General features: G+C 73.7%; 19 protein-coding genes. 13 read left to right on the top strand and 6 right to left on the bottom strand.

Going from position 1 to position 17,633, the window contains the following annotated elements:
* The 3 genes from ACFOVU_RS25910 to ACFOVU_RS25900 all read right to left on the bottom strand — a co-directional run.
* The coding region (locus tag ACFOVU_RS25910; protein ID WP_378537774.1) for a DJ-1/PfpI family protein at positions 1-501 on the bottom strand (501 nt) is incomplete at its 3' end.
* A 243-nt stretch (positions 502-744) separates the two neighbouring features.
* Positions 745-1,353 (bottom strand): sigma-70 family RNA polymerase sigma factor, encoded by a 609-nt coding sequence (locus ACFOVU_RS25905; protein WP_378537772.1) that lies wholly within the window; start codon positions 1,351-1,353, stop codon positions 745-747.
* A 369-nt stretch (positions 1,354-1,722) separates the two neighbouring features.
* The gene (locus tag ACFOVU_RS25900) at positions 1,723-2,322 is read right to left on the bottom strand and encodes a hypothetical protein (RefSeq protein ID WP_378537771.1); all 600 of its coding nucleotides are present in this window, start codon (positions 2,320-2,322) and stop codon (positions 1,723-1,725) included.
* A 645-nt stretch (positions 2,323-2,967) separates the two neighbouring features.
* On the opposite strand from ACFOVU_RS25900, the gene ACFOVU_RS25895 reads away from it, so the two are divergent.
* The 7 genes from ACFOVU_RS25895 (at position 2,968) to ACFOVU_RS25865 (ending at position 8,661) form a co-directional block, all read left to right on the top strand.
* Positions 2,968-3,993: a TRM11 family SAM-dependent methyltransferase gene (locus tag ACFOVU_RS25895; RefSeq protein WP_378537769.1), complete on the top strand. Its 1,026-nt coding sequence runs from the start codon at positions 2,968-2,970 to the stop codon at positions 3,991-3,993.
* Positions 3,994-4,162: 169 nt separating this feature from the next.
* Positions 4,163-5,143 (top strand): phosphoglycerate dehydrogenase, encoded by a 981-nt coding sequence (locus ACFOVU_RS25890; RefSeq protein WP_378537767.1) that lies wholly within the window; start codon positions 4,163-4,165, stop codon positions 5,141-5,143.
* Positions 5,144-5,280: 137 nt separating this feature from the next.
* Positions 5,281-6,627: an SLC13 family permease gene (locus ACFOVU_RS25885; protein WP_378537765.1), complete on the top strand. Its 1,347-nt coding sequence runs from the start codon at positions 5,281-5,283 to the stop codon at positions 6,625-6,627.
* A 28-nt stretch (positions 6,628-6,655) separates the two neighbouring features.
* The gene (locus ACFOVU_RS25880; RefSeq protein WP_378537763.1) at positions 6,656-6,940 is read left to right on the top strand and encodes a hypothetical protein; all 285 of its coding nucleotides are present in this window, start codon (positions 6,656-6,658) and stop codon (positions 6,938-6,940) included.
* A 105-nt stretch (positions 6,941-7,045) separates the two neighbouring features.
* Complete coding sequence (locus ACFOVU_RS25875; RefSeq protein ID WP_378537761.1) at positions 7,046-7,804, top strand: IclR family transcriptional regulator; 759 nt, start codon at positions 7,046-7,048, stop codon at positions 7,802-7,804.
* Between the two features lie 45 nt (positions 7,805-7,849).
* Positions 7,850-8,461 (top strand): RraA family protein, encoded by a 612-nt coding sequence (locus tag ACFOVU_RS25870; protein WP_378537759.1) that lies wholly within the window; start codon positions 7,850-7,852, stop codon positions 8,459-8,461.
* A gap of 65 nt (positions 8,462-8,526) precedes the next feature.
* On the top strand, positions 8,527-8,661 hold the full coding sequence (locus ACFOVU_RS25865; RefSeq protein WP_378537757.1) for a hypothetical protein: 135 nt from the start codon (positions 8,527-8,529) through the stop codon (positions 8,659-8,661).
* Between the two features lie 86 nt (positions 8,662-8,747).
* Here the strand turns inward: ACFOVU_RS25865 and ACFOVU_RS25860 are convergent, their stop codons facing one another.
* On the bottom strand, positions 8,748-9,053 hold the full coding sequence (locus ACFOVU_RS25860) for a hypothetical protein (RefSeq protein WP_378537755.1): 306 nt from the start codon (positions 9,051-9,053) through the stop codon (positions 8,748-8,750).
* 593 nt (positions 9,054-9,646) lie between these two features.
* Between ACFOVU_RS25860 and paaK the strand changes: the two genes are divergently transcribed.
* Complete coding sequence (gene paaK, locus ACFOVU_RS25855; protein WP_378537754.1) at positions 9,647-10,993, top strand: phenylacetate--CoA ligase PaaK; 1,347 nt, start codon at positions 9,647-9,649, stop codon at positions 10,991-10,993.
* Here the strand turns inward: paaK and paaZ are convergent.
* Positions 10,990-13,020: a phenylacetic acid degradation bifunctional protein PaaZ gene (gene paaZ / locus ACFOVU_RS25850; RefSeq protein ID WP_378537752.1), complete on the bottom strand. Its 2,031-nt coding sequence runs from the start codon at positions 13,018-13,020 to the stop codon at positions 10,990-10,992. The genes paaK and paaZ overlap by 4 nt on opposite strands.
* A gap of 110 nt (positions 13,021-13,130) precedes the next feature.
* Here paaZ and paaA point away from each other — a divergent pair, with 110 nt between their 5' ends.
* The 5 genes from paaA to paaE are packed head-to-tail and all read left to right on the top strand — an operon-like array spanning position 13,131 to position 16,948.
* Positions 13,131-14,093: a 1,2-phenylacetyl-CoA epoxidase subunit PaaA gene (paaA, locus tag ACFOVU_RS25845; protein ID WP_378537750.1), complete on the top strand. Its 963-nt coding sequence runs from the start codon at positions 13,131-13,133 to the stop codon at positions 14,091-14,093.
* Positions 14,090-14,395: a 1,2-phenylacetyl-CoA epoxidase subunit PaaB gene (paaB, locus tag ACFOVU_RS25840; RefSeq protein ID WP_378537748.1), complete on the top strand. Its 306-nt coding sequence runs from the start codon at positions 14,090-14,092 to the stop codon at positions 14,393-14,395. Before paaA ends, paaB begins: the two co-directional genes overlap by 4 nt.
* Positions 14,396-14,403: 8 nt before the next feature.
* Positions 14,404-15,327: a 1,2-phenylacetyl-CoA epoxidase subunit PaaC gene (gene paaC, locus ACFOVU_RS25835; protein ID WP_378537746.1), complete on the top strand. Its 924-nt coding sequence runs from the start codon at positions 14,404-14,406 to the stop codon at positions 15,325-15,327.
* Positions 15,328-15,332: 5 nt separating this feature from the next.
* Positions 15,333-15,857 (top strand): 1,2-phenylacetyl-CoA epoxidase subunit PaaD, encoded by a 525-nt coding sequence (gene paaD / locus ACFOVU_RS25830; protein ID WP_378538223.1) that lies wholly within the window; start codon positions 15,333-15,335, stop codon positions 15,855-15,857.
* Positions 15,854-16,948: a 1,2-phenylacetyl-CoA epoxidase subunit PaaE gene (gene paaE, locus ACFOVU_RS25825; protein ID WP_378538222.1), complete on the top strand. Its 1,095-nt coding sequence runs from the start codon at positions 15,854-15,856 to the stop codon at positions 16,946-16,948. Before paaD ends, paaE begins: the two co-directional genes overlap by 4 nt.
* 4 nt (positions 16,949-16,952) lie before the next feature.
* Here paaE and ACFOVU_RS25820 read toward each other — a convergent pair whose 3' ends face one another.
* Positions 16,953-17,576, bottom strand: a complete 624-nt coding sequence (locus ACFOVU_RS25820) for a TetR/AcrR family transcriptional regulator (RefSeq protein ID WP_378537745.1) — start codon at positions 17,574-17,576, stop codon at positions 16,953-16,955.
* Positions 17,577-17,633 lie beyond the last annotated feature (57 nt).

Genomic DNA, 17,633 nt, shown 5'->3' with positions numbered 1-17,633 from the left:
CCGGAGGCCAAGCGGGCGGAGTTCCTCGACGTCGCATCGGTCGAGGTCGTCATCCGCATCGGCGACGACGGCGACCGTGCCGTCGAGCCGCGCGAGCGCACCCAGCGACCCCCAGTGCGTGGTGGCCCGGCGCTCCCGGAGCGCCCCCGCTGCGGCCAGCACCAGCGCCCCGCTGCGCACACCGGCGAGGATCGCCGTGCGCTCCCGCTGCCGGCGCAGCCACGCCAGGTGGGCGCGGTCGGTGCTGAGCGGGTACGCGCCGATGCCGCCCGGATGCACCAGCGCCGCGAGATCGGGTGCCTCGGACGCCGCGTGGTCGACCGCGACGCGCAGGCCGCCGGCGCACTCCACCGGCGCGCCGTCGCGGGTGAACGCGACGACCCGCGGGGCGGAGCGGACCGCGCCGTGGGCGGCCCAGTAGGACAGCACACCCCACGGGTCGAGGGCGTCGGCCTCGTCCACACCGGGGAAGAGCAGGATGCCGACGACCGGCTCGGCCACTGAGTTCGTGTGTCCGTCCACACGACAGGGAGTCGTCGCCGATCACCGGGGAGTTCCCGCGGACTTCCCGGCAGTACCGGACCCGGGCGCTCCGCACCCGGGCGCCCTGCGCTCCGGGGTGCGGCCGCCGTCAGGCGGTGCAGTCGCCGGCTCCGGCGGCGGGCAGGCCCCATGGCGGCCGGCCGGCCCGCCCGCCCGGGGGGAGGCCGACGCCTCCCGCCCCGCGAGCCGTGCCCGGCCGGTTCAGCACCGCGCGGGTTCCCGCCGCATCCGCACCGCCCGGCCGGCCGCGGACCTGCCGGGCGCGGGGCGCTCGGCGCCGCGCAGCGCGCGGACGAGGTCGGCGCGGGCGCGGGCGACCCGGGAGCGCACGGTGCCCACCGGCACCGCCGTCATCTCGGCGACCTCCTGGTAGGAGTACCCGTCCAGCTGCGTCAGGACGAACGCGGTGCGCCGCTCCCCGCTCAGGCGGGCCAGCAGGTCCAGCAGCGCGACGTGCTCGTCGAACCGGGCGCCGTGACCGGGTAGGCGGCTCTGGACCGTATCCCACTCCCGGTCCGGGAGCCCGGACGCCTTCGGGCGTGCGGCCAGCGACCGGTACCGGTCGACCACGGTGTGGCGCGCGATCGACAGCAGCCAGGTGCGGGCGGAGGACCGCGCGCCGAAGCGGGGCAGCCCGCTCATGGCGCGGATGTAGGTCTCCTGGAGGACGTCCTCGACCACCGGGGACGGGGTCATGCGCCCGATGAACCGGGCGACATCGGCGCGGGTCTCGGCGACCAGCCGCTCGAAGGCGTCGTCGGCGCCTTCTCGTGCGGCGATGGCCAGCAGGGTCAGCTCCGCGTCATCCACGGTGCCCCCGCTCTCTCGGTGCGAAGGGCCGCGCCGGGGCGGCCGCGGATCGGGGGCGCGCGCCGGCCGGCGCGCGGTGGGCGCCGCCGGGCGGCGTGGAGGGGGAGGGAACACGTCCCATGGGTCTTCTTTCCTCTGCTTCGGGCGCACCATCGGCCGCTCCGTCCCGTCACGGGAAGGAGCGGCGGCGCATGGTGCGTACGGCGGCCGTCGACCGTGGCGACGCCGCCGTGGTGGATGGCGGGTCGCGGCGTGCTTCGTCCGCGGCGCGGGCAGGCGCCGTGCACGCCGGAGTGGCGAATCCGTCCGCCGGGATGGCCCGCGCGCACGCGCGCATGCGGCGGCGCCGCGGGGCGCGGCGGGGTGTCCTCAGGCGGTGTGCGGCAGAGGGGGCCCGCGCAGGACGAGGATGTGGCGCAGGAAGGAAGAGGCCCGGTTGCGGGGGCCACGGCCGGGCCGGCGCCGCAACGGGGGACGTACCGGGTGTCCCGATCCCCGGTACAGCACCAGCAGGACCGGCAGGACGAGCGAGGCGACCAGCCCGACCAGGGCGAACGCCGCCGCCTCGCCGCGCCGCAGCCACCAGGCGCACACCAGCGCGGCCGCGAGGTGGGCCAGGAGCATCCCCGGTCCGGAACCGCCCGAGGGGGACACCGTCTCGATCGCCGTCCGGCCGGCGTCCGCGGCATGGGACACGACGGCATGGGAGGCGCCCGCCGACATGAGGAGGCTGAAGAGCAGGTGCAGCGCCAGCTGCGCCCACAGCATCGATCCGAGGATCGTGCCGAAACCGCGTTCCCGGCCCGCGGTCGCCCACGCGAAGGCGAACACCAGCGCGAAGCCCGTCAACTGGGCCACAGGCGGCAGGTCATGCTGCGACGCCAGCCGGTGCGCGGTCGTGGACACCCCGAGACACACCGAGGCGAACACCCCGGCGCGCACCAATCGGAACTCCGGTGTCACGGGCACGATGGAACCATCGTCGCATCCCCACCACAACGCCCCCGCCCGGGTCGCCCTGCCCCCTCGACGGCCCTTGTCCCGGTCAGCGACCCTGGCAACAGGCTCCGGGAAACGGTTCCGCGCGGTCGCGGTCACCGGCGGCCGGGTCCGGCCGGGGTGTATCCCGGACGCGACCTGATGACCCGCTCTGCGGCGTCGGCGGTATCCCTTTGCTCCCGCGAACGGAGCCTGGGGAGGGGATGGCCGGCCTCCTTCCCGGTGACGGCGCACTCCGCTCCATCCGGCCCGGCGGTCACGCCCCCGCTGCGGCACCCCTCAGCGCCTGGACCACGGGCCGATGTCCCCCTCCATCGCCGGCCCCGGGACAGTGCCCGCCCCGGGCCGAAATCCGGATGCGGAAGGCGACCGTGTGCCGGTAGCCTCCCCGCCATGACGTTCTTCTTCCTGCGCTAGCCCACCGCCGGCACGACGCGGACCACCCGGCGCCGGCGATGCGGGATGGCCCTCCGCCGTCCCGGGCTTCGACGTGGGAGAAGACGACACCATGCGTATCCGGCGTGTGTCCGAGCCGTCCCCGCGTCCCGGCGCCCCTACCGTCCGGTGACGGCGGCGCGCCTGGTGGCGCGGTGTATCCGCGGGCTGGAGCCCGCATTGAGCACCGAGATCCTGCGGAGCGGATCCGCATCCATCGACTCCATCGTCCACCGCGAGGTGGCCTACCGTGCGCCAGCGGACGCCGGGACGCGATTGCACACGGCGGACGACGTCTTCCTGCTCGCCCGGCGCCGGGCCGACATCGGCGGGCACAAGGGCGACCTCGCCGCGCTCGCCGGCCTGGCCCGCGGCGTCGATCTCGACGCGCTGTCCCGGGAGCGCGCCGCGCGCGGCGGTCCGCCCGGCTTCGGCGGGATCGAGATCTCGGCCTCCTACCTGGGACGGCGCACCTACAACCGCTACGACATCGAGGACGCCCTCGGCCCCGTGCTGGCCGAACGCGCCGGGGTCCCCTACCACTCGCGCCGCCGCGGCGACCCTCCGCCGCCGGGCTACAGCGGGTGGCGGCTGACGCTGGACGGCGACCACGCGACCCTGCTGCTGCGCCTGGGGGAGCGCCCGACCCACCGGCGCCCCTACAAGGACCACGGCATCCCGGGGACGCTGCACCCCCCGGTCGCGGCGGCGATGGCCCACGCCGCCGGCCTGGAACCCGGCCAGCAGGTCCTCGACCCGTGCTGCGGGGCGGGCACCCTGCTCATCGAAGCGCACCACCTGGTGCCCGGAACCACCCTGCTCGGCTTCGACCTCGACCCGGCCGCGCGCCGCGCCGCCCGGCTCAACGCCACGGGAACCCCGGTCGCGATCGGGCGCGCCGACGCCGCGGCGCTGCCGCTGCCCGACCGCAGCATCGACCGCGTCCTGTGCAATCCCCCGTGGGGCGACCAGGTCGACGCGCGCGGCGGACTCGCCGGGCGGCCGGAGCGCTGGTGGCGTGAGCTCGCCCGCGTCCTGTCCGGCGACGGCCGCGCGGTCGTCCTGCTCCCCGATGCGCACGGGCTCGGCCACGCCCTGGGAACGGGCCTGGTCCCCACCCACGTGCAGCAGCTGAGCCTGTTCGGCAGCCACCCCCTGATGGTCCGGCTCGAACACCGGCGCCCGCGGAAGCGCGCCCGCCGGTAGCGCCGCGGCCCGATGGGCGGGTGAGGAGCGCCTGGGGGCCGCGGCCAGCGGGAACTCGGAAATCTCCTCTTTACATCTGCTGTGGGCCGTGCCACACTCCATGAAGCGATAGTTCCTCTCATTCTATGAGAATCGATCTCATGAATGTCGATCCCTTCATGGAGGTCCCATGGGCGGCACCCCGCGTGTCCTGGTCACGGCGCAGTTCCTGCACGAGGGCGACGACGTCGACCGGTACCTGCGCGAGCAGGGGTGCGAGGTCGTCTACAGCCGGTGGAACGGCCCGCGCAGGCCGGGCGAGCTGGAGTCGGTGCTCGCCGACGTCGACGGCGTCGTCGCCGCCGGCGACCCCTACACGGCGGACGTCCTCGACGCCGCGCCCCGGCTGCGGGTCATCGCCCGCTGCGGGGTCGGCTACGACTCCATCGACGTCGAGGCGGCCACCGCGCGCGGGATCGCGGTGTGCAACATGCCCGGGGTCAACCGCATCAGCGTCGCCGAGATGACCATCGCCCTCCTGCTGCTCTGCGCCCGGCACATCCCCGCCAACCTCGCCGACGTGGCCGCCGGGAACTGGCGGCGCATCCAGGGCCGCGAACTCCACGGCGCAACGCTCGGGCTGATCGGGGCCGGGGCCATAGGCAAGGCGGTCGCCGAGCGCGCGGCGGCCTTCGGTATGCGGCTGGTCGCGTACGATCCCCACCCCGACCTGGAGTTCGCCGCCCGCACCGGCCTGACGTTCACCACCGCCGAGGAGGTGCTGGCCGCCAGCGACTTCCTGAGCCTGCACCTGTTCCTCAACGACGCCAACCGCCACTGGCTCAACGCCGAGCGGCTCGCGCTGATGAAGCCGACCGCCTACGTCGTCAACACCTCCCGGGGCCCCGTCGTCGACGAGACCGCGCTGGCCGCCGCCCTGCGCGACGGCACGGTCGCCGGCGCCGCCCTGGACGTGGTCGAGGTCGAGCCGCTGCGCGCGGACAACCCGCTGCGCGGACTGCCCAACTGCCACATCACCCCGCACCTGGGCGGGACCACCGACCAGGCGCGCGCCCGGAGCGGCATCGGGGCGGCCCGCAACGTGGTCCGCGTCCTCAAGGGGGAGGCCCCCGAGGGCCTCGTCAACCCCAGCGCGCTCGCCGCCCGCTGATACCCGCCACCGCCGCCCCGCTCGGCACACCGCTGTTCACCAGCGCATCCGGCCCCGCCGGAGCCCCCGGCCCTGCCCCGCCGATGATCCCCTTTCACCCGTACGGCCACCTGCGGTGGCAGAGTTAGGAGGCGGTCATGGGAATCGCCGTGTGGGCGCTCATCGCCTACATCACCAGCATCGTCGTCTGGAACGCGGTGCTGAAACGCAGCATCGGCGAGGCGATGATCGTCGGCTTCGTCGTCATCTGCGCCTTCGGCGGCACCCGGTTCCTGGACGTGGCCGCCGCCGGTGCGGCCGAGGCGGTGAGCCAGGACATCGTGTTCGCCGCGCTCGCGTTCACCTTCATCGGCTTCCTGCTGCAACAGACGGGGCTGATCGACCGGCAGGTCGACATGCTCAACTCGCTCCTGGGCCGGGTGAAGGGCGGGGCCGGTTACGTCGCCACCGCCGGATCCGCCCTGTTCGGCAGCGTCGCCCACTCCGGCTCCGCCAACGCCGCCACCATGGGGTCGGTCGTCATCCCCTGGATGCGGCGCTCCAACTGGGAGCCCCGCGTGGCGGCGACCGTCGTCGCGGGCAACGCCGGCAACGGGACCGTCATCCCGCCCAGCGCATCCTTCTTCATCCTGGTGGGATCGGCGTCGGTCGCCCCGTTCATCGACGTCGACGAATTCCTGGTCGCGATGTTCGTGGCTGCGGCGTGGTGCGTGCTGTGGCGGATGATCAACGTCTTCATCTTCGTGCGCCGGTACCGGATCGACCGGGTCGCCCCCGAGGACATCCTCCCGTTCGGCACGTCCTTCCGCAGCGGGTGGAGCTCGCTGCTGGTGTTCCTCGGCATCGCCATCCCGGTGGCGCTCACCTTCGGCCCCGGCGGGGCCGCCCTCACCGGCGCGATGGGCGAGGCGACGGTCGAGGCCGTCAGCATCCTCGTCTGGATACCGGTCCTGCTGGCCGCCTTCGCCCTCGCGCTCGGATGGCGCAAGCTGCCGCGCACCGTGGCGGGGTGGTCGCGGTTCATCGGCGACACCGCGCCCCGCTACAAGGACGTCGGCGCGACGCTCGTCTTCGCGTTCGCCGGCGGCGGCGCGCTCACCGAGCTCGGGCTCTCCGAGCAGCTCACGTCCTCGCTCAACGGGCTCGACGCCCCGGCGCCGGTCGCCGCGCTGATCGTCGGCGTCATCGTGATCGTGATCGCCGGGCCGCTCAGCTCGACGGCCACCATCGCAACGGTGGGCGGGGTCGCATTCTCGGTGCTGGTGGCGGCCGGCGTCGATCCGATCCTCGCCGCCTGCGCGATCCTCGTGTTCTCCTCCACCGAAGGGGCGTCCCCGCCGGGGGCGTCGGCGATCTACATCGCGACCTCCATCGCCCAGGTCAACCCGGCCAAGACCTTCATCCCCCTGATCACCTTCTACGTGGTGCCCTTCCTGTTCATCGGCGCCGCCATCGCCATCGGCCTGCTGCCCGTCCCGGCGTGAGCGCCGCCGACACCTCCGAGGAGCCCCAATGTCCGACGCACCACACTCCGGCGGCGCCGACGGCGCCCCCGCCTCGCCGCGCGCCCGCGTCGCCGCCGTCCTCGAGGCCCTGTTCAAGGTCCTGCTGCTCACCATGTTCGCCCTGGGGACGGTCACCGTCCTCGTGCAGGCGGCGGGGCTGGTGGCCGTCTCACCGGCGGTGGTGACCGGCGTGTCCGCCACGCTCGACCCCTACACGTTCGGGGTCGCGGCCGCGCTCGGCGTCGTCACCCTGCTGCTCGCCTACGCCAAGGGGTGGTCGTCGGCCGAATGACACCGCGCGGCGCCCGATGCGGCCGCGCCACCGAAGTCGCACCGTTCGCTCATTACTCTCATTGTCTGAGAACACCTGCCGTCCGATGACAGTGAGAGAGCGACCATGGCGTCCGACCAGCCGGCCTCGACGATGCGATCCCTTGAGCGTGCGTTCGACGTGCTCGACGTCCTCACCCGCGGCCCGGTGCCGATGCGGCTCTCGGAGATCGCCCGCCGCGCCGGCCTGCACATCGCCACCACCCAGCGCATCCTCACCGTCTTGGAGGGACGCGGCTATGCCGAGAAGTCCGAACTCGGGTACCGCGTGGGACTGGCCCCGCTCTTTCCCGCGCACTCCTACCTCACCAACAACCCGCTCAGCTCGGCGGCCGCGCCGGTCCTCCAGGAGCTGGCCACCGCCACCGGGCTGACCTCGTCGCTGTTCGTGCGCTCAGGCCATGACCGCGTCGTGATCAGCCGCGTTCCCGGCGCCCGCGTGCTGCGCTACCAGCTGCCCATCGGCGAGCGCCTGCCCCTTCACGCCGGAGCGGGCAAGGTCCTCGCCGCCGACATGGACGAGGCCGACCTCGACGACCTGCTCACGGCCACCGGCACCATCACACGCGTCACCGGGGAGGTGATCACCCACGAGCGCCTGCGCGACGAGCTCGCCCGGATTCGCCGGGAGGGCTACACGGTGTCGGTCAACGAACGGGCCATCGGCGTCACCTCGGTCAGCGCCGCGGTCAACGACGCCACCGGGCGCGCGGTCGCCGCCGCCACCGTCACCGGCCTCAGCGAAGAGGTCCCCGAAGAACGCTTCGCCCCCCTCGTGGCGGAGGTGCAACGCGCCGCCGACGCCATCACCCGACGCCTCGCCTGACCCCGCGGTCCGGGGCGTCCGTACCGAAAACGGAGAGTGCCCACGATGACCACCACCGGTTCATCCGCCCTGGAACGCCTGTCGCGCCTGCCCGTCGCCAACATCGGCGACGCCATGGAACGGCTCAACGTCTGCCACTCGGCCGTGCGGTCGACCTGGGAGGGCGCCCGCCTGGCCGGGCCCGCCCTGACCGTCCTCACCCGCCCGGGGGACAACCTCTTCATCCACCGCGCCATCGAGGCCGTGCAGCCGGGCCAGGTCATCGTGGTCGCGGGCGGCGCCGACGAATCGCGTGCGCTCATCGGCGAACTGATGGCCGGCCGCGCCAAGGCCGCCCGCTGCGCGGGCTTCGTCATCGACGGCGCGGTCCGCGACGTCGCGGTCATCCGCGCCCTCGGAGTCCCGGTCTTCGCCCGCGCCGTGACCCCGGCCGGCCCCTACAAGAACGGCCCCGGCGCCCTCGACGTCCCCGTGGCGATAGGCGGCGTGGTCGTCTCACCCGGCGACTACGTGGTAGGCGACGACGACGGCGTCGCCGTGGTCACCCCGTCGACGGCCGAGGAGGTCGCCACGAAGGCGGAGGCCAAACACGCCCAGGAGAACGCCGCCCGGGCGACCATCGCCGAAGCCCTGGGCCACCCGTTCCCGACGGGCTGACGGCCCTGCCCTTGGCGCCCATAATCAAGTAGGGCACTGAACGGGGAGGTCAGGGGAGGACGCGCATGACGGCGCAGTGGTTCTGGGAACCCGACTGGCAGGCCGGGGAACTGGAGGCGAGTGAGCAGATCGCGGCAGGCCTGACCCAGGATTTCGAGGATGCCGAGGCGATGTTCGATGCTTTGGAAGCAGAGCGCTGAGACAAATGGACCGCCCTGACCGGGCACGTGAGAGCCCTTTCTGTTCGGTCGGGAGGGGCTCTCACGTGCTCCGGCGCCTTGAGGTGTCAGCCCGGGTCGAGTACCTGACCAAGCCCCTGATGGAGCCTGGCCTCGGCCGTGTCCGTGAGTACGTCCGTTGCCAGTGGGACGAGACAGAGCCGGGCGACCTGTTGGTGCGCGCCGGGGTCGGGGCAGACGAGGACTGCGAAAATGCGCATGGTGCGGATGAGGTTCGCCAGGTCCCATGGGACCACGAGCACCTTCACGCCATCCCAGATGACGTTCAGCGCCTTCTCCGCGACAAAGCGCTCGACCACCCCCCAGCTTGGCGGATCGCCACCGGCGATCGCCTCGGCTGCCTGCTCCGGCACCTTATCCAAATGTCCGTGGGCGGTATCGGCCGCTCCGCAGAGATCGGCCAGGAGCGAACATTCTCCGGCTCGTGTTCCCGTGCGTAGCCATCCAGCTCCCCGAGGACGTCACCGGAAATGAGGTCGCCTATGTGCTGGACGCGTTTCCGTCCCTCGGCGTTCACCGCCAGCCAATCGACGATATCCCCCACGGCCCGGGTGGCCGCTGCTCGGCGCATGGCTTGTGTGGGCCGTTTCAGGCGCCGGCCACGGCCGCTTTCCGGTCCGAGAGCGGAGAACCATCTCTGGTCGGCCGCCTCCCGACGCGCCTTGCGCTTGTCCTCGGGCCATTGGGCGCGTTCGAGGTGTCCCTGCCAACCGTGCTGGCTCCCGCCGCATCCGGAACACCTGCATTGGGGGTATGTCGCGGTACCGCATGCGGCGTTGTGCGCCATGGAACCTCCGCTTCCGGCGGGCGAGGGGGCGACGGCCGGGCGTCGACGGTCGCGCCGTTCTCCCTTCTTCTCATGCGATTCCGGCTCCGGGAATTCGAAACCGGCCACTCTGGTGTGCCCGTCGGGTGCGGGATCTGTTCCGGTGGGCGTCGATTTGGGATGGTGGGGGTTCTGCTCCTCGTCCCCCCGGGAGGTGCCGTGCGTGGTGTGGGTTCGCGGCCGGATGGGCTTGATGCCGTTGAGACGGGTTCCGTGGCGGAGCTGCGTGCGTTGCAGGCGGAGCGGTTGCGGTGGGCGGTGGGGTACGCGTATGGCAATGTCGCCCACTACCGGGACGCGTTCGACGGGGCCGGGGTCCGGCCCGAGGACGTCAGGGAGCCCGGGGATCTGGTTCGCCTGCCGTTCACGACAAAGGCCGACCTGCGGGCGAACCATCCGTTCGGGATGTTCGCCGTGCCCCGTTCGCGGCTCGTGCGGGTGCACGCGTCCTCGGGGACCACGGGGACGCCCACGGTGGTGGGCTATACCCGCGGGGACCTGGAGATGTGGGGCGACGTCATGGCGCGGAGCATCCGGGCCGCCGGAGGGCGGGCCGGTGACCTCGTGCACAACGCCTACGGCTACGGCCTGTTCACCGGCGGGCTCGGTGCCCATTACGGGGCCGAGAAGCTGGGGTGCACCGTTGTGCCGGCTTCCGGCGGGATGACGCAGCGGCAGGTGCGGCTCATCGCCGACCTGCGCCCCGACATCATCATGGCCACGCCCTCCTACACGCTGGCGCTGGTCGACGAGATGGAGCGCCAGGGCATCGACCCGCGGTCGACCTCGCTGAGGGCCGGCATCTTCGGCGCGGAGCCCTGGACCGGCGCCATGCGCGCGGAGGTGGAGCGGCGGCTCGACCTGCACGCCGTCGACATCTACGGCCTCTCGGAGGTCATCGGCCCCGGTGTAGCGGTCGAGTGCGTGGAGACCAAGGACGGCCTGCACGTGTGGGAGGACCACTTCTACCCCGAGATCATCGACCCCCTCACCGGCGAGGCCCTGCCCGACGGCGAGGAGGGCGAGCTGGTGCTCACCTCGCTGACCAAGGAGGCCATGCCGGTGATCCGCTACCGGACGGGCGACCTGACCCGGCTGCTGCCGGGCACCGCGCGCCCGATGCGGCGGATCGAGCGGATCACCGGCCGCACCGACGACATGATCATCCTGCGCGGCGTGAACCTCTTCCCGACCCAGATCGAAGAGCTGATCCTGCCCCTGCCGGAGCTGTCGCCGCACTTCCAGTGCGTGCTGGGCCGCACCGGCAGCCTGGACTCCCTGACCGTCCGCGTCGAGCGCCGGGCGGCGGCGACGGCCGAGGGCGCGGCGCAGGCGGGCACCCTCCTCAAGCGCCGGGTGAAGGACACGATCGGGGTGAGCGTCGGCGTCGACGTCGTGGCCCCCGGCGCGGTGGAGCGGTCGGCCGGGAAGGTGCGCCGCGTCGTCGACGACCGCCCCGGGCGCTAGCGGGTCTTGGCGACCAGGGTCAGGACGTCATAGGTCGCCACCGGTTCGCCCGCGCCGTTGGCGACGACCGCGTCCCAGCGGACCTCGCCGTAGTCGGCGCTGATCCGCGGGGTGATCTGCTTGACGGTGAGGGTGACGTCGATGGTGTCGCCCGCCTTGACCGGCGACAGGAAGCGCAGGCCGTCGACCCCGAAGTTCGCCAGCACCGGCCCGGGGGCGGGGTCGACGAACAGCCCCGCCGCGAGGGACACCACCAGGTAGCCGTGCGCGACGATCCCGCCGAACAGCGGGTTCGCGGCGGCCGCCTCGGGGTCGGTGTGGGCGTAGAACGTGTCGCCGGTGAACTCGGCGAAGTGCTCGATGTCGGCGAGCGTGACCTCGCGGGCCGCGGAGCGGATGGTGTCGCCGATGCGCAGCTCGGCGAGGCTCTTGCGGAACGGGTGCTCGTCGCCGGCCCGCCGGGCGGCGCCAGTGGTCCACCGGCCGGTGACCGCGGTGAGCAGGTCGGGCGAGCCCTGGATCGCCGTGCGCTGCATGTGGTGCAGGACGCCGCGGATGCCCCCGAGCTCCTCGCCGCCGCCCGCGCGGCCCGGCCCGCCGTGCACCAGGGTCGGCAGGGGCGAGCCGTGCCCGGTGGACTCCGGTGCGGCTTCGCGGTCCAGGACCAGGATGCGCCCGTGCCAGGGCGCGAGGCCGAGCACGACCGTGCGCGCGACACCGGGGTCGCGGGTGACGAGCGACCCGGCCAGGCTGCCGCGTCCGCGCGCGGCGAGGGCGACCGCCTCGTCGAGGGTGCGGTAGGTGAGCACCGTGCTCACCGGCCCGAACGGTTCGACGTCGTGCGGCTCGGGCGCGTCGGCGCCGGCGCGCAGCAGGATCGGCGACATGAAGGCGCCCTTGGCGGGGTCGGCGCCGACCGTGTCGACGGAGTCGGGGTCGCCGAAGACGAGCTCGGCCGAGGCCCGCAGCGCCTGCACGGCCCTGCGCACCTCGTCGCGCTGGCCGAGGCCCGCCAGCGCGCCCATGCGCACATCGGGGTTGCGCGGGTCGCCCACGGTGACGGTGGCCAGCCGCGCCGCGATGGCCTCGGCGACCCGGCCGGCGATGTGCTCCGGGGCAATGGTGCGCCGGATCGCGGTGCACTTCTGGCCGGCCTTGACGGTCATCTCCGTGACGACGCCCTTGACGAACAGGCCGAACTCGGGATCGTCGGGGCCGACATCGGGCCCGAGGATCGAGCAGTTCAGGGAGTCGGCCTCGACGCCGAGGCGGACGCCTCCGTTGAGGACGGCGGGGTGCCGGCGCAGCGCGGCGCCGGTGGCGGCCGAGCCGGTGAACGCCACCGAGTCCTGCGGCCCGAGCACGTCGAGCAGCCCCTCGGGCCCGCCGGACAGCAGCTGGAGGGAGCCCTCGGGCAGGATGCCGGAGGCGATGATGCGCCGGACGACGGCCTCGGCGAGGTAGGCGGACTGCGCGGCGGGCTTGACGATGGTCGGCAGCCCGGCGAGGAAGGCGGGGGCGAGCTTCTCGAGCATGCCCCACACCGGGAAGTTGAAGGCGTTGATCTGCACGGCGATGCCCGGCCGGGACGTGTAAACGTGCTGGCCGACGAACGCGCCGGTGCGGCCGAGCCGTTCCAGGCCGCCGTCGAGGACGACGGTGTCGTTGGGCAGCTCGCGGGTCCCCTTGCTCGCGTAGCTGAACAGGGTGCCGAAGCCGCCGTCGATGTCGACCTGGGAGTCGCGCAGGGTGGCGCCGGTGCGCGACGAGAGCGCGTAGAGGTCGTCCTTGTCCGCCGATAGGTGCTTGGCGAGCCGCTTGAGCAGGCTCGCCCGTTCGTGGAAGGTCAGTGCGCGCACGGCGGGGCCGCCGACGTCGCGGGCGTGGGCGGCCATGGCGGCGAGGTCGAGGCCGGTCGAGGAGATCCGGGCGACTTCGTCGCCGGTGGCGGCGTCGAGCAGCGGCACGCCGTCGTCGGCGGCGCGGAACCACGACCCTGCGGCATAGCTCTCCAGCAGTGCGCTCATCGGCGGTGCTCCCGTCCCCTTCGTTGCGCGACCGGGCTGATGCGTGCCAGACTATTACAGACCGTTCGGTCAGTAAATCGGTCGCGCAGGGCTTTCCGCGAGGAGGGGACATGGCGCAGCCACCCGGGGTCGCCGAAGACCCGCTGCTCACGTCCTTCGAGGACACCATCGGCCGCAACGACCGCATCGAGCCGCGCGACTGGATGCCCGACGCCTACCGCAGGACGCTGGTACGCCAGGTCGCCCAGCACGCCCACTCTGAGATCATCGGCATGCAGCCCGAGGGCCACTGGATCGCCCGCGCCCCCTCCCTGCGGCGCAAGGCGATCCTGCTGGCGAAGGTCCAGGACGAGGCCGGCCACGGGCTGTACCTGTACTCCGCGTGCGAGACGCTGGGGGTCTCCCGCGCCGACCTCACCCGCAAGCTGATCGACGGGCGGCAGAAGTACTCCTCGATCTTCAACTACCCCGCCCTGACCTACGCCGACGTCGGCACGATCGGCTGGCTGGTCGACGGCGCGGCCATCTGCAACCAGGTCCCGCTGTGCCGCACCTCCTACGGCCCCTACGGGCGGGCGATGGTGCGCATCTGCAAGGAGGAGTCCTTCCACCAGCGCCAGGGTTACGAACTCCTCGCCACGATGATGCGCGGCACCGATGCGCAGCGCGCCATGGTGCAGGAGTCGGTCGACCGGTTCTGGTGGCCGTCGCTGATGATGTTCGGCCCGCCCGACGCGGATTCCCCCAACACCGCGCAGTCCATGGCCTGGCACATCAAGCGCAACACCAACGACGACCTGCGCCAGCGCTTCGTCGACATGACGGTCCCGCAGGCCGAAGCGCTCGGCGTCACTCTGCCCGACCCCGATCTGCGCTGGAACGAGGAGCGCGGCGCCCACGACTTCGGCGAGCCCGACTGGGCGGAGTTCAAGCGGGTCATCGGCGGCGACGGCCCGTGCAACGCCGAGCGCGTGGCGCGCCGCCGCCGCGCGTGGGAGGAGGGCGCGTGGGTGCGCGACGCCGCCATGGCCTATGCACGGCGCGGCCCGGCGCCCGCGGAGGCCGGCCGGTGAGCGGCCCCGATCCGGCGGTCGACGGCGAATGGCCGCTCTACGAGGTGTTCGTCCGCGGCAAGCGCGGCCTCAACCACGTGCACGTCGGCTCCCTGCACGCCGCTGACGACGACATGGCGGTGCGCCGCGCGCGCGACGTCTACACCCGCCGCAACGAGGGCGTCAGCATCTGGGTGGTCCGCTCCGGTGACATCACGGCCTCCAGTCCCGATGAGAAGGACCCCCTCTTCGCGCCCAGCGGCGACAAGGTCTACCGCCACCCCACGTTCTACGAGATCCCCGGCGACGTGCCCCACATGTGAGGACCCCGATGGCTGAAGAAGCGGGCCACGGCTCCGTCTACGACGGGCTGCTCGACGGCGATGCGTCGCGGTGGGCCTTCGGCACCGGCTTCGAGGACCCCCTCGCGGGCGTCGACACCGCCGTCCCCGAGGGCGTCGACCCCCGGTGCCTGGGGACCTACTGCCTCATGCTGGCCGACGACGCACTCGTGATGTCCCAGCGCCTGGGGGAGTGGACGGCGAACGCCCCCGACCTCGAAGACGACATCGCGCTGGCCAACATCGCCCTCGACCTCCTCGGCCAGGCGCGGCTGCTCCTGGCGCGCGCGGCCGCCGCCGACCCGTCGCTGGTCCCGGAGCTGCCGGAGGGCTCGCCCGTCCCGCCCGAGGACGCCCTCGCGTTCTTCCGGGCCGATGGGGAGTTCCGCAATGTGCGGCTGGCCGAGGCCGAGAACGGCGACTTCGGCGCCACCACCGCGCGGCTGCTGGTGTTCGCGGCCTGGCGGCTGGCGCTGTTCCAGCGGCTCCGCGACAGCCGCGACACCGTGCTGTCGGCGGTCGCGGCCAAAGGCGTCAAGGAGCTGGCCTACCACCGCGACTACGCCGCCCGCTGGTTCGTGACCCTCGCCCGCGGCACCGGCGAGTCCCGCCGCCGCGTCACCGCGGGCCTGGCCGGCGTGTGGCCCCTGGTGGACGAGGTGTTCGCCGGCCACGCCGTCGAGCGCGCCGCCGCCGATCGCGGCGTCGGCGTCGACCCGGCGGACGTCGCAGCCGAGGTCGGCGCGGTGCTGGACCAGGTCTTCGCGGCCGGCGGGGTGGAGCGCCCGCCCGCGCCCCCGCCCGCCGCAGCGAACGAGGGGCGCGGCCGCGACGGCGCGCACACCGAGGCGTTGCGCGCGATGCTGGCCGACATGCAGAGTGTGGCGCGGGCCCACCCCCTGGGGCGGTGGTGAGCGCCATGGCCCCCGGCGCCCCATCGCGCGCGGACCTGCTGGCGGCCGCCCGCCGCGCCGCCGCATCGGTGACCGACCCGGAGATGCCGATGCTGACCCTCGCCGACCTGGGCGTGCTGCGCGGCGTCGACCTCGCCGACGACGGCACCGTGACCGCCACCATCACGCCCACCTACTCGGGGTGCCCCGCCATGGCCGCCATGCGCGACGACCTCGTCCGCCGGCTCCGCGAGCACGGGTTCCCCGCGGTGCGGGTGCACGTCAGCCTGCACCCCGCCTGGTCGAGCGACTGGATCACCCCGCAGGGCCGGCGGGCCCTCGCCGAGGCCGGGCTCTCCGCCCCCGGCCCCGCTCCGCGCCGCGACGGCCCGGTCCCGCTGTCGCTGCTGCCGGTGCGGCGCGACCTCGCGTGCCCCCGGTGCGGCGCGCGCGGCGCCGAACCGGTCTCGGAGTTCGGCCCCACCGCCTGCACCGCGCTCTACCGCTGCGCGTCCTGCTGCGAACCGTTCCAGCACGTCAAGGAGGTCTGACCGTGTCCCCGACGACCTCCCCGCCGGCCCGCCGCACCCGGGCCGCGTTCCACACCCTCACCGTCGCGTCGGTGGACCGCCTGACCGACGACGCCGTGGCCGTGGCGTTCGACGTCCCCGCCGGGCTGCGCGGCGCGTACGGCTTCCGGCCTGGCCAGTCGCTGACCCTGCGCCGCACCGTCGACGGGTGCGAGCACCGGCGCTCCTACTCCATCTGCGCCGCCGCCGGTGAGCGGCCGCGCATCGGCGTCCGTGAGATCCCGGGCGGCCTGTTCTCCACGTGGCTCGTGCACGAGGTGCGGCCCGGCGACCGGATCGACGTCGGGACCCCCGGCGGCGCCCTGCGCGCCGACCCCTCGGCCGCGGGGCGCCACCTGCTGATCGCCGCCGGATCGGGCATCACGCCCCTGCTGTCCATCGCGTCCAGCGTCCTGGCGCACCCCGATGCCCGGGCCACCCTGATCTACGGCAACCGCACGACCGGGTCGGTGATGTTCGCCGAGGACCTGGCCGACCTGAAGAACCGGTACGGCCCGCGGTTCGACCTCGTGCACGTGCTCTCGCGGGAGCCGCGCGACGTCGAGCTGTTCTCCGGGCGGCTCGACCCCGGGCGGCTGCGCCGGCTGCTGACCGCGCTCGTGCCGCTGGGCGCCCTCGACCACGTCTGGCTGTGCGGCCCGTTCGGCATGATCGCCGGCGCCCGTGACGTCCTCGCCGAGCTGGGCGTGGCGCCCGGCCGCGTCCACGCCGAGCTGTTCCACGTCGACGGGCCGCCGCCGGAGCTCCACCGCGCCGACTCCGTGGCGGCCGGCGCCACCAGCGACGTCACGATCGTCCTCGACGGCCGCGCGACCACCGCGGCGCTGCCGCGCGACCGCCCGATCCTCGACGGCGCGCAGGCCGTCCGCGGCGACCTGCCGTTCGCCTGCAAGGGCGGGGTCTGCGGCACCTGCCGGGCGCGGCTGATCGCCGGCGAGGCCGGCATGCGGCGCAACTATGCGCTCGACGACGCCGAGCTCGCCCACGGGTTCGTCCTGACCTGCCAGGCCATGGCCGCGAGCGACGCCGTCACCGTCGACTTCGACCAGTGACGCGTCACCGGTCCCGCGGCGCCAGGCCCTCGAACGCCAGAGACGCCACGGCCGACGCCAGCACGGGTGCGTCGACGGGCCCGCCGGGGCGGTACCACTCCGTCAGCGAGTTCACCATGCCGAACAGCAGCCGGCTGATGAGATCGGGGTCGATGTCGGCGCGCAGCGCGCCTTCGTCGACGGCCTCCCGGACCAGGCCCGCGAGCTTCTCGTCGATGGCGCGCCGGCGCTCCAGGGCCGCGAGCTCGACGTCGCTGTTGCCGCGCACCCGCAGCAGCAGCGTGACGGCCGGCAGGTGCGCCACCAGGATCTCGACCGACTCGCGCACCACCGCCTGGAGGCGCTCGTAGGCGCTGCCCCCGGCGGTGTCCGCGGCCGCGGAGTCGACGGCCGCGCTCAAGCCGTCGAGCGCCTCGTCCAGCGCCGCGGCGAGCAGGTGCTCCTTGCCGGGCACGTGGTGGTAGATCGCCGACTTGCTCAGGCCGAGGTCCTTGGCGAGGTCGCCCATGCTGGTGCCGTCGTAGCCCTGGCGGTTGAACAGCTCGATGGCGCGCCGCAGAACGGTCGCCTGGTCGTAGCCGGGGCGGCCGCGGCGAACCGCCGCCCGCCCGGTGCCTGCCTCCGCCATGGCCCCAGACTCTCACAGCCGCCGGGTGGCCTGCGGCGCCCCGCTCCCGGGCGGCGG

This window comes from Nocardiopsis sediminis (assembly GCF_042650565.1).
Classification (GTDB): domain Bacteria; phylum Actinomycetota; class Actinomycetes; order Streptosporangiales; family Streptosporangiaceae; genus Nocardiopsis_B; species Nocardiopsis_B sediminis.
Note: the sequence above shows the minus strand (reverse complement) of the source record. Positions and strands in the feature narration are given on the sequence as shown.

Coding starts and splice junctions, on each gene's coding strand:
- ACFOVU_RS25890 (WP_378537767.1), top strand. CDS start 4,163: ATGGGCGGCACCCCGCGTGTCCTGGTCACGGCGCAGTTCCTGCACGAG.
- ACFOVU_RS25885 (WP_378537765.1), top strand. CDS start 5,281: ATGGGAATCGCCGTGTGGGCGCTCATCGCCTACATCACCAGCATCGTC.
- ACFOVU_RS25880 (WP_378537763.1), top strand. CDS start 6,656: ATGTCCGACGCACCACACTCCGGCGGCGCCGACGGCGCCCCCGCCTCG.
- ACFOVU_RS25875 (WP_378537761.1), top strand. CDS start 7,046: ATGGCGTCCGACCAGCCGGCCTCGACGATGCGATCCCTTGAGCGTGCG.
- ACFOVU_RS25870 (WP_378537759.1), top strand. CDS start 7,850: ATGACCACCACCGGTTCATCCGCCCTGGAACGCCTGTCGCGCCTGCCC.
- ACFOVU_RS25865 (WP_378537757.1), top strand. CDS start 8,527: ATGACGGCGCAGTGGTTCTGGGAACCCGACTGGCAGGCCGGGGAACTG.
- paaK (WP_378537754.1), top strand. CDS start 9,647: ATGGTGGGGGTTCTGCTCCTCGTCCCCCCGGGAGGTGCCGTGCGTGGT.
- paaZ (WP_378537752.1), bottom strand. CDS start 13,020: ATGAGCGCACTGCTGGAGAGCTATGCCGCAGGGTCGTGGTTCCGCGCC.
- paaA (WP_378537750.1), top strand. CDS start 13,131: ATGGCGCAGCCACCCGGGGTCGCCGAAGACCCGCTGCTCACGTCCTTC.
- paaC (WP_378537746.1), top strand. CDS start 14,404: ATGGCTGAAGAAGCGGGCCACGGCTCCGTCTACGACGGGCTGCTCGAC.
- paaD (WP_378538223.1), top strand. CDS start 15,333: ATGGCCCCCGGCGCCCCATCGCGCGCGGACCTGCTGGCGGCCGCCCGC.
- ACFOVU_RS25820 (WP_378537745.1), bottom strand. CDS start 17,576: ATGGCGGAGGCAGGCACCGGGCGGGCGGCGGTTCGCCGCGGCCGCCCC.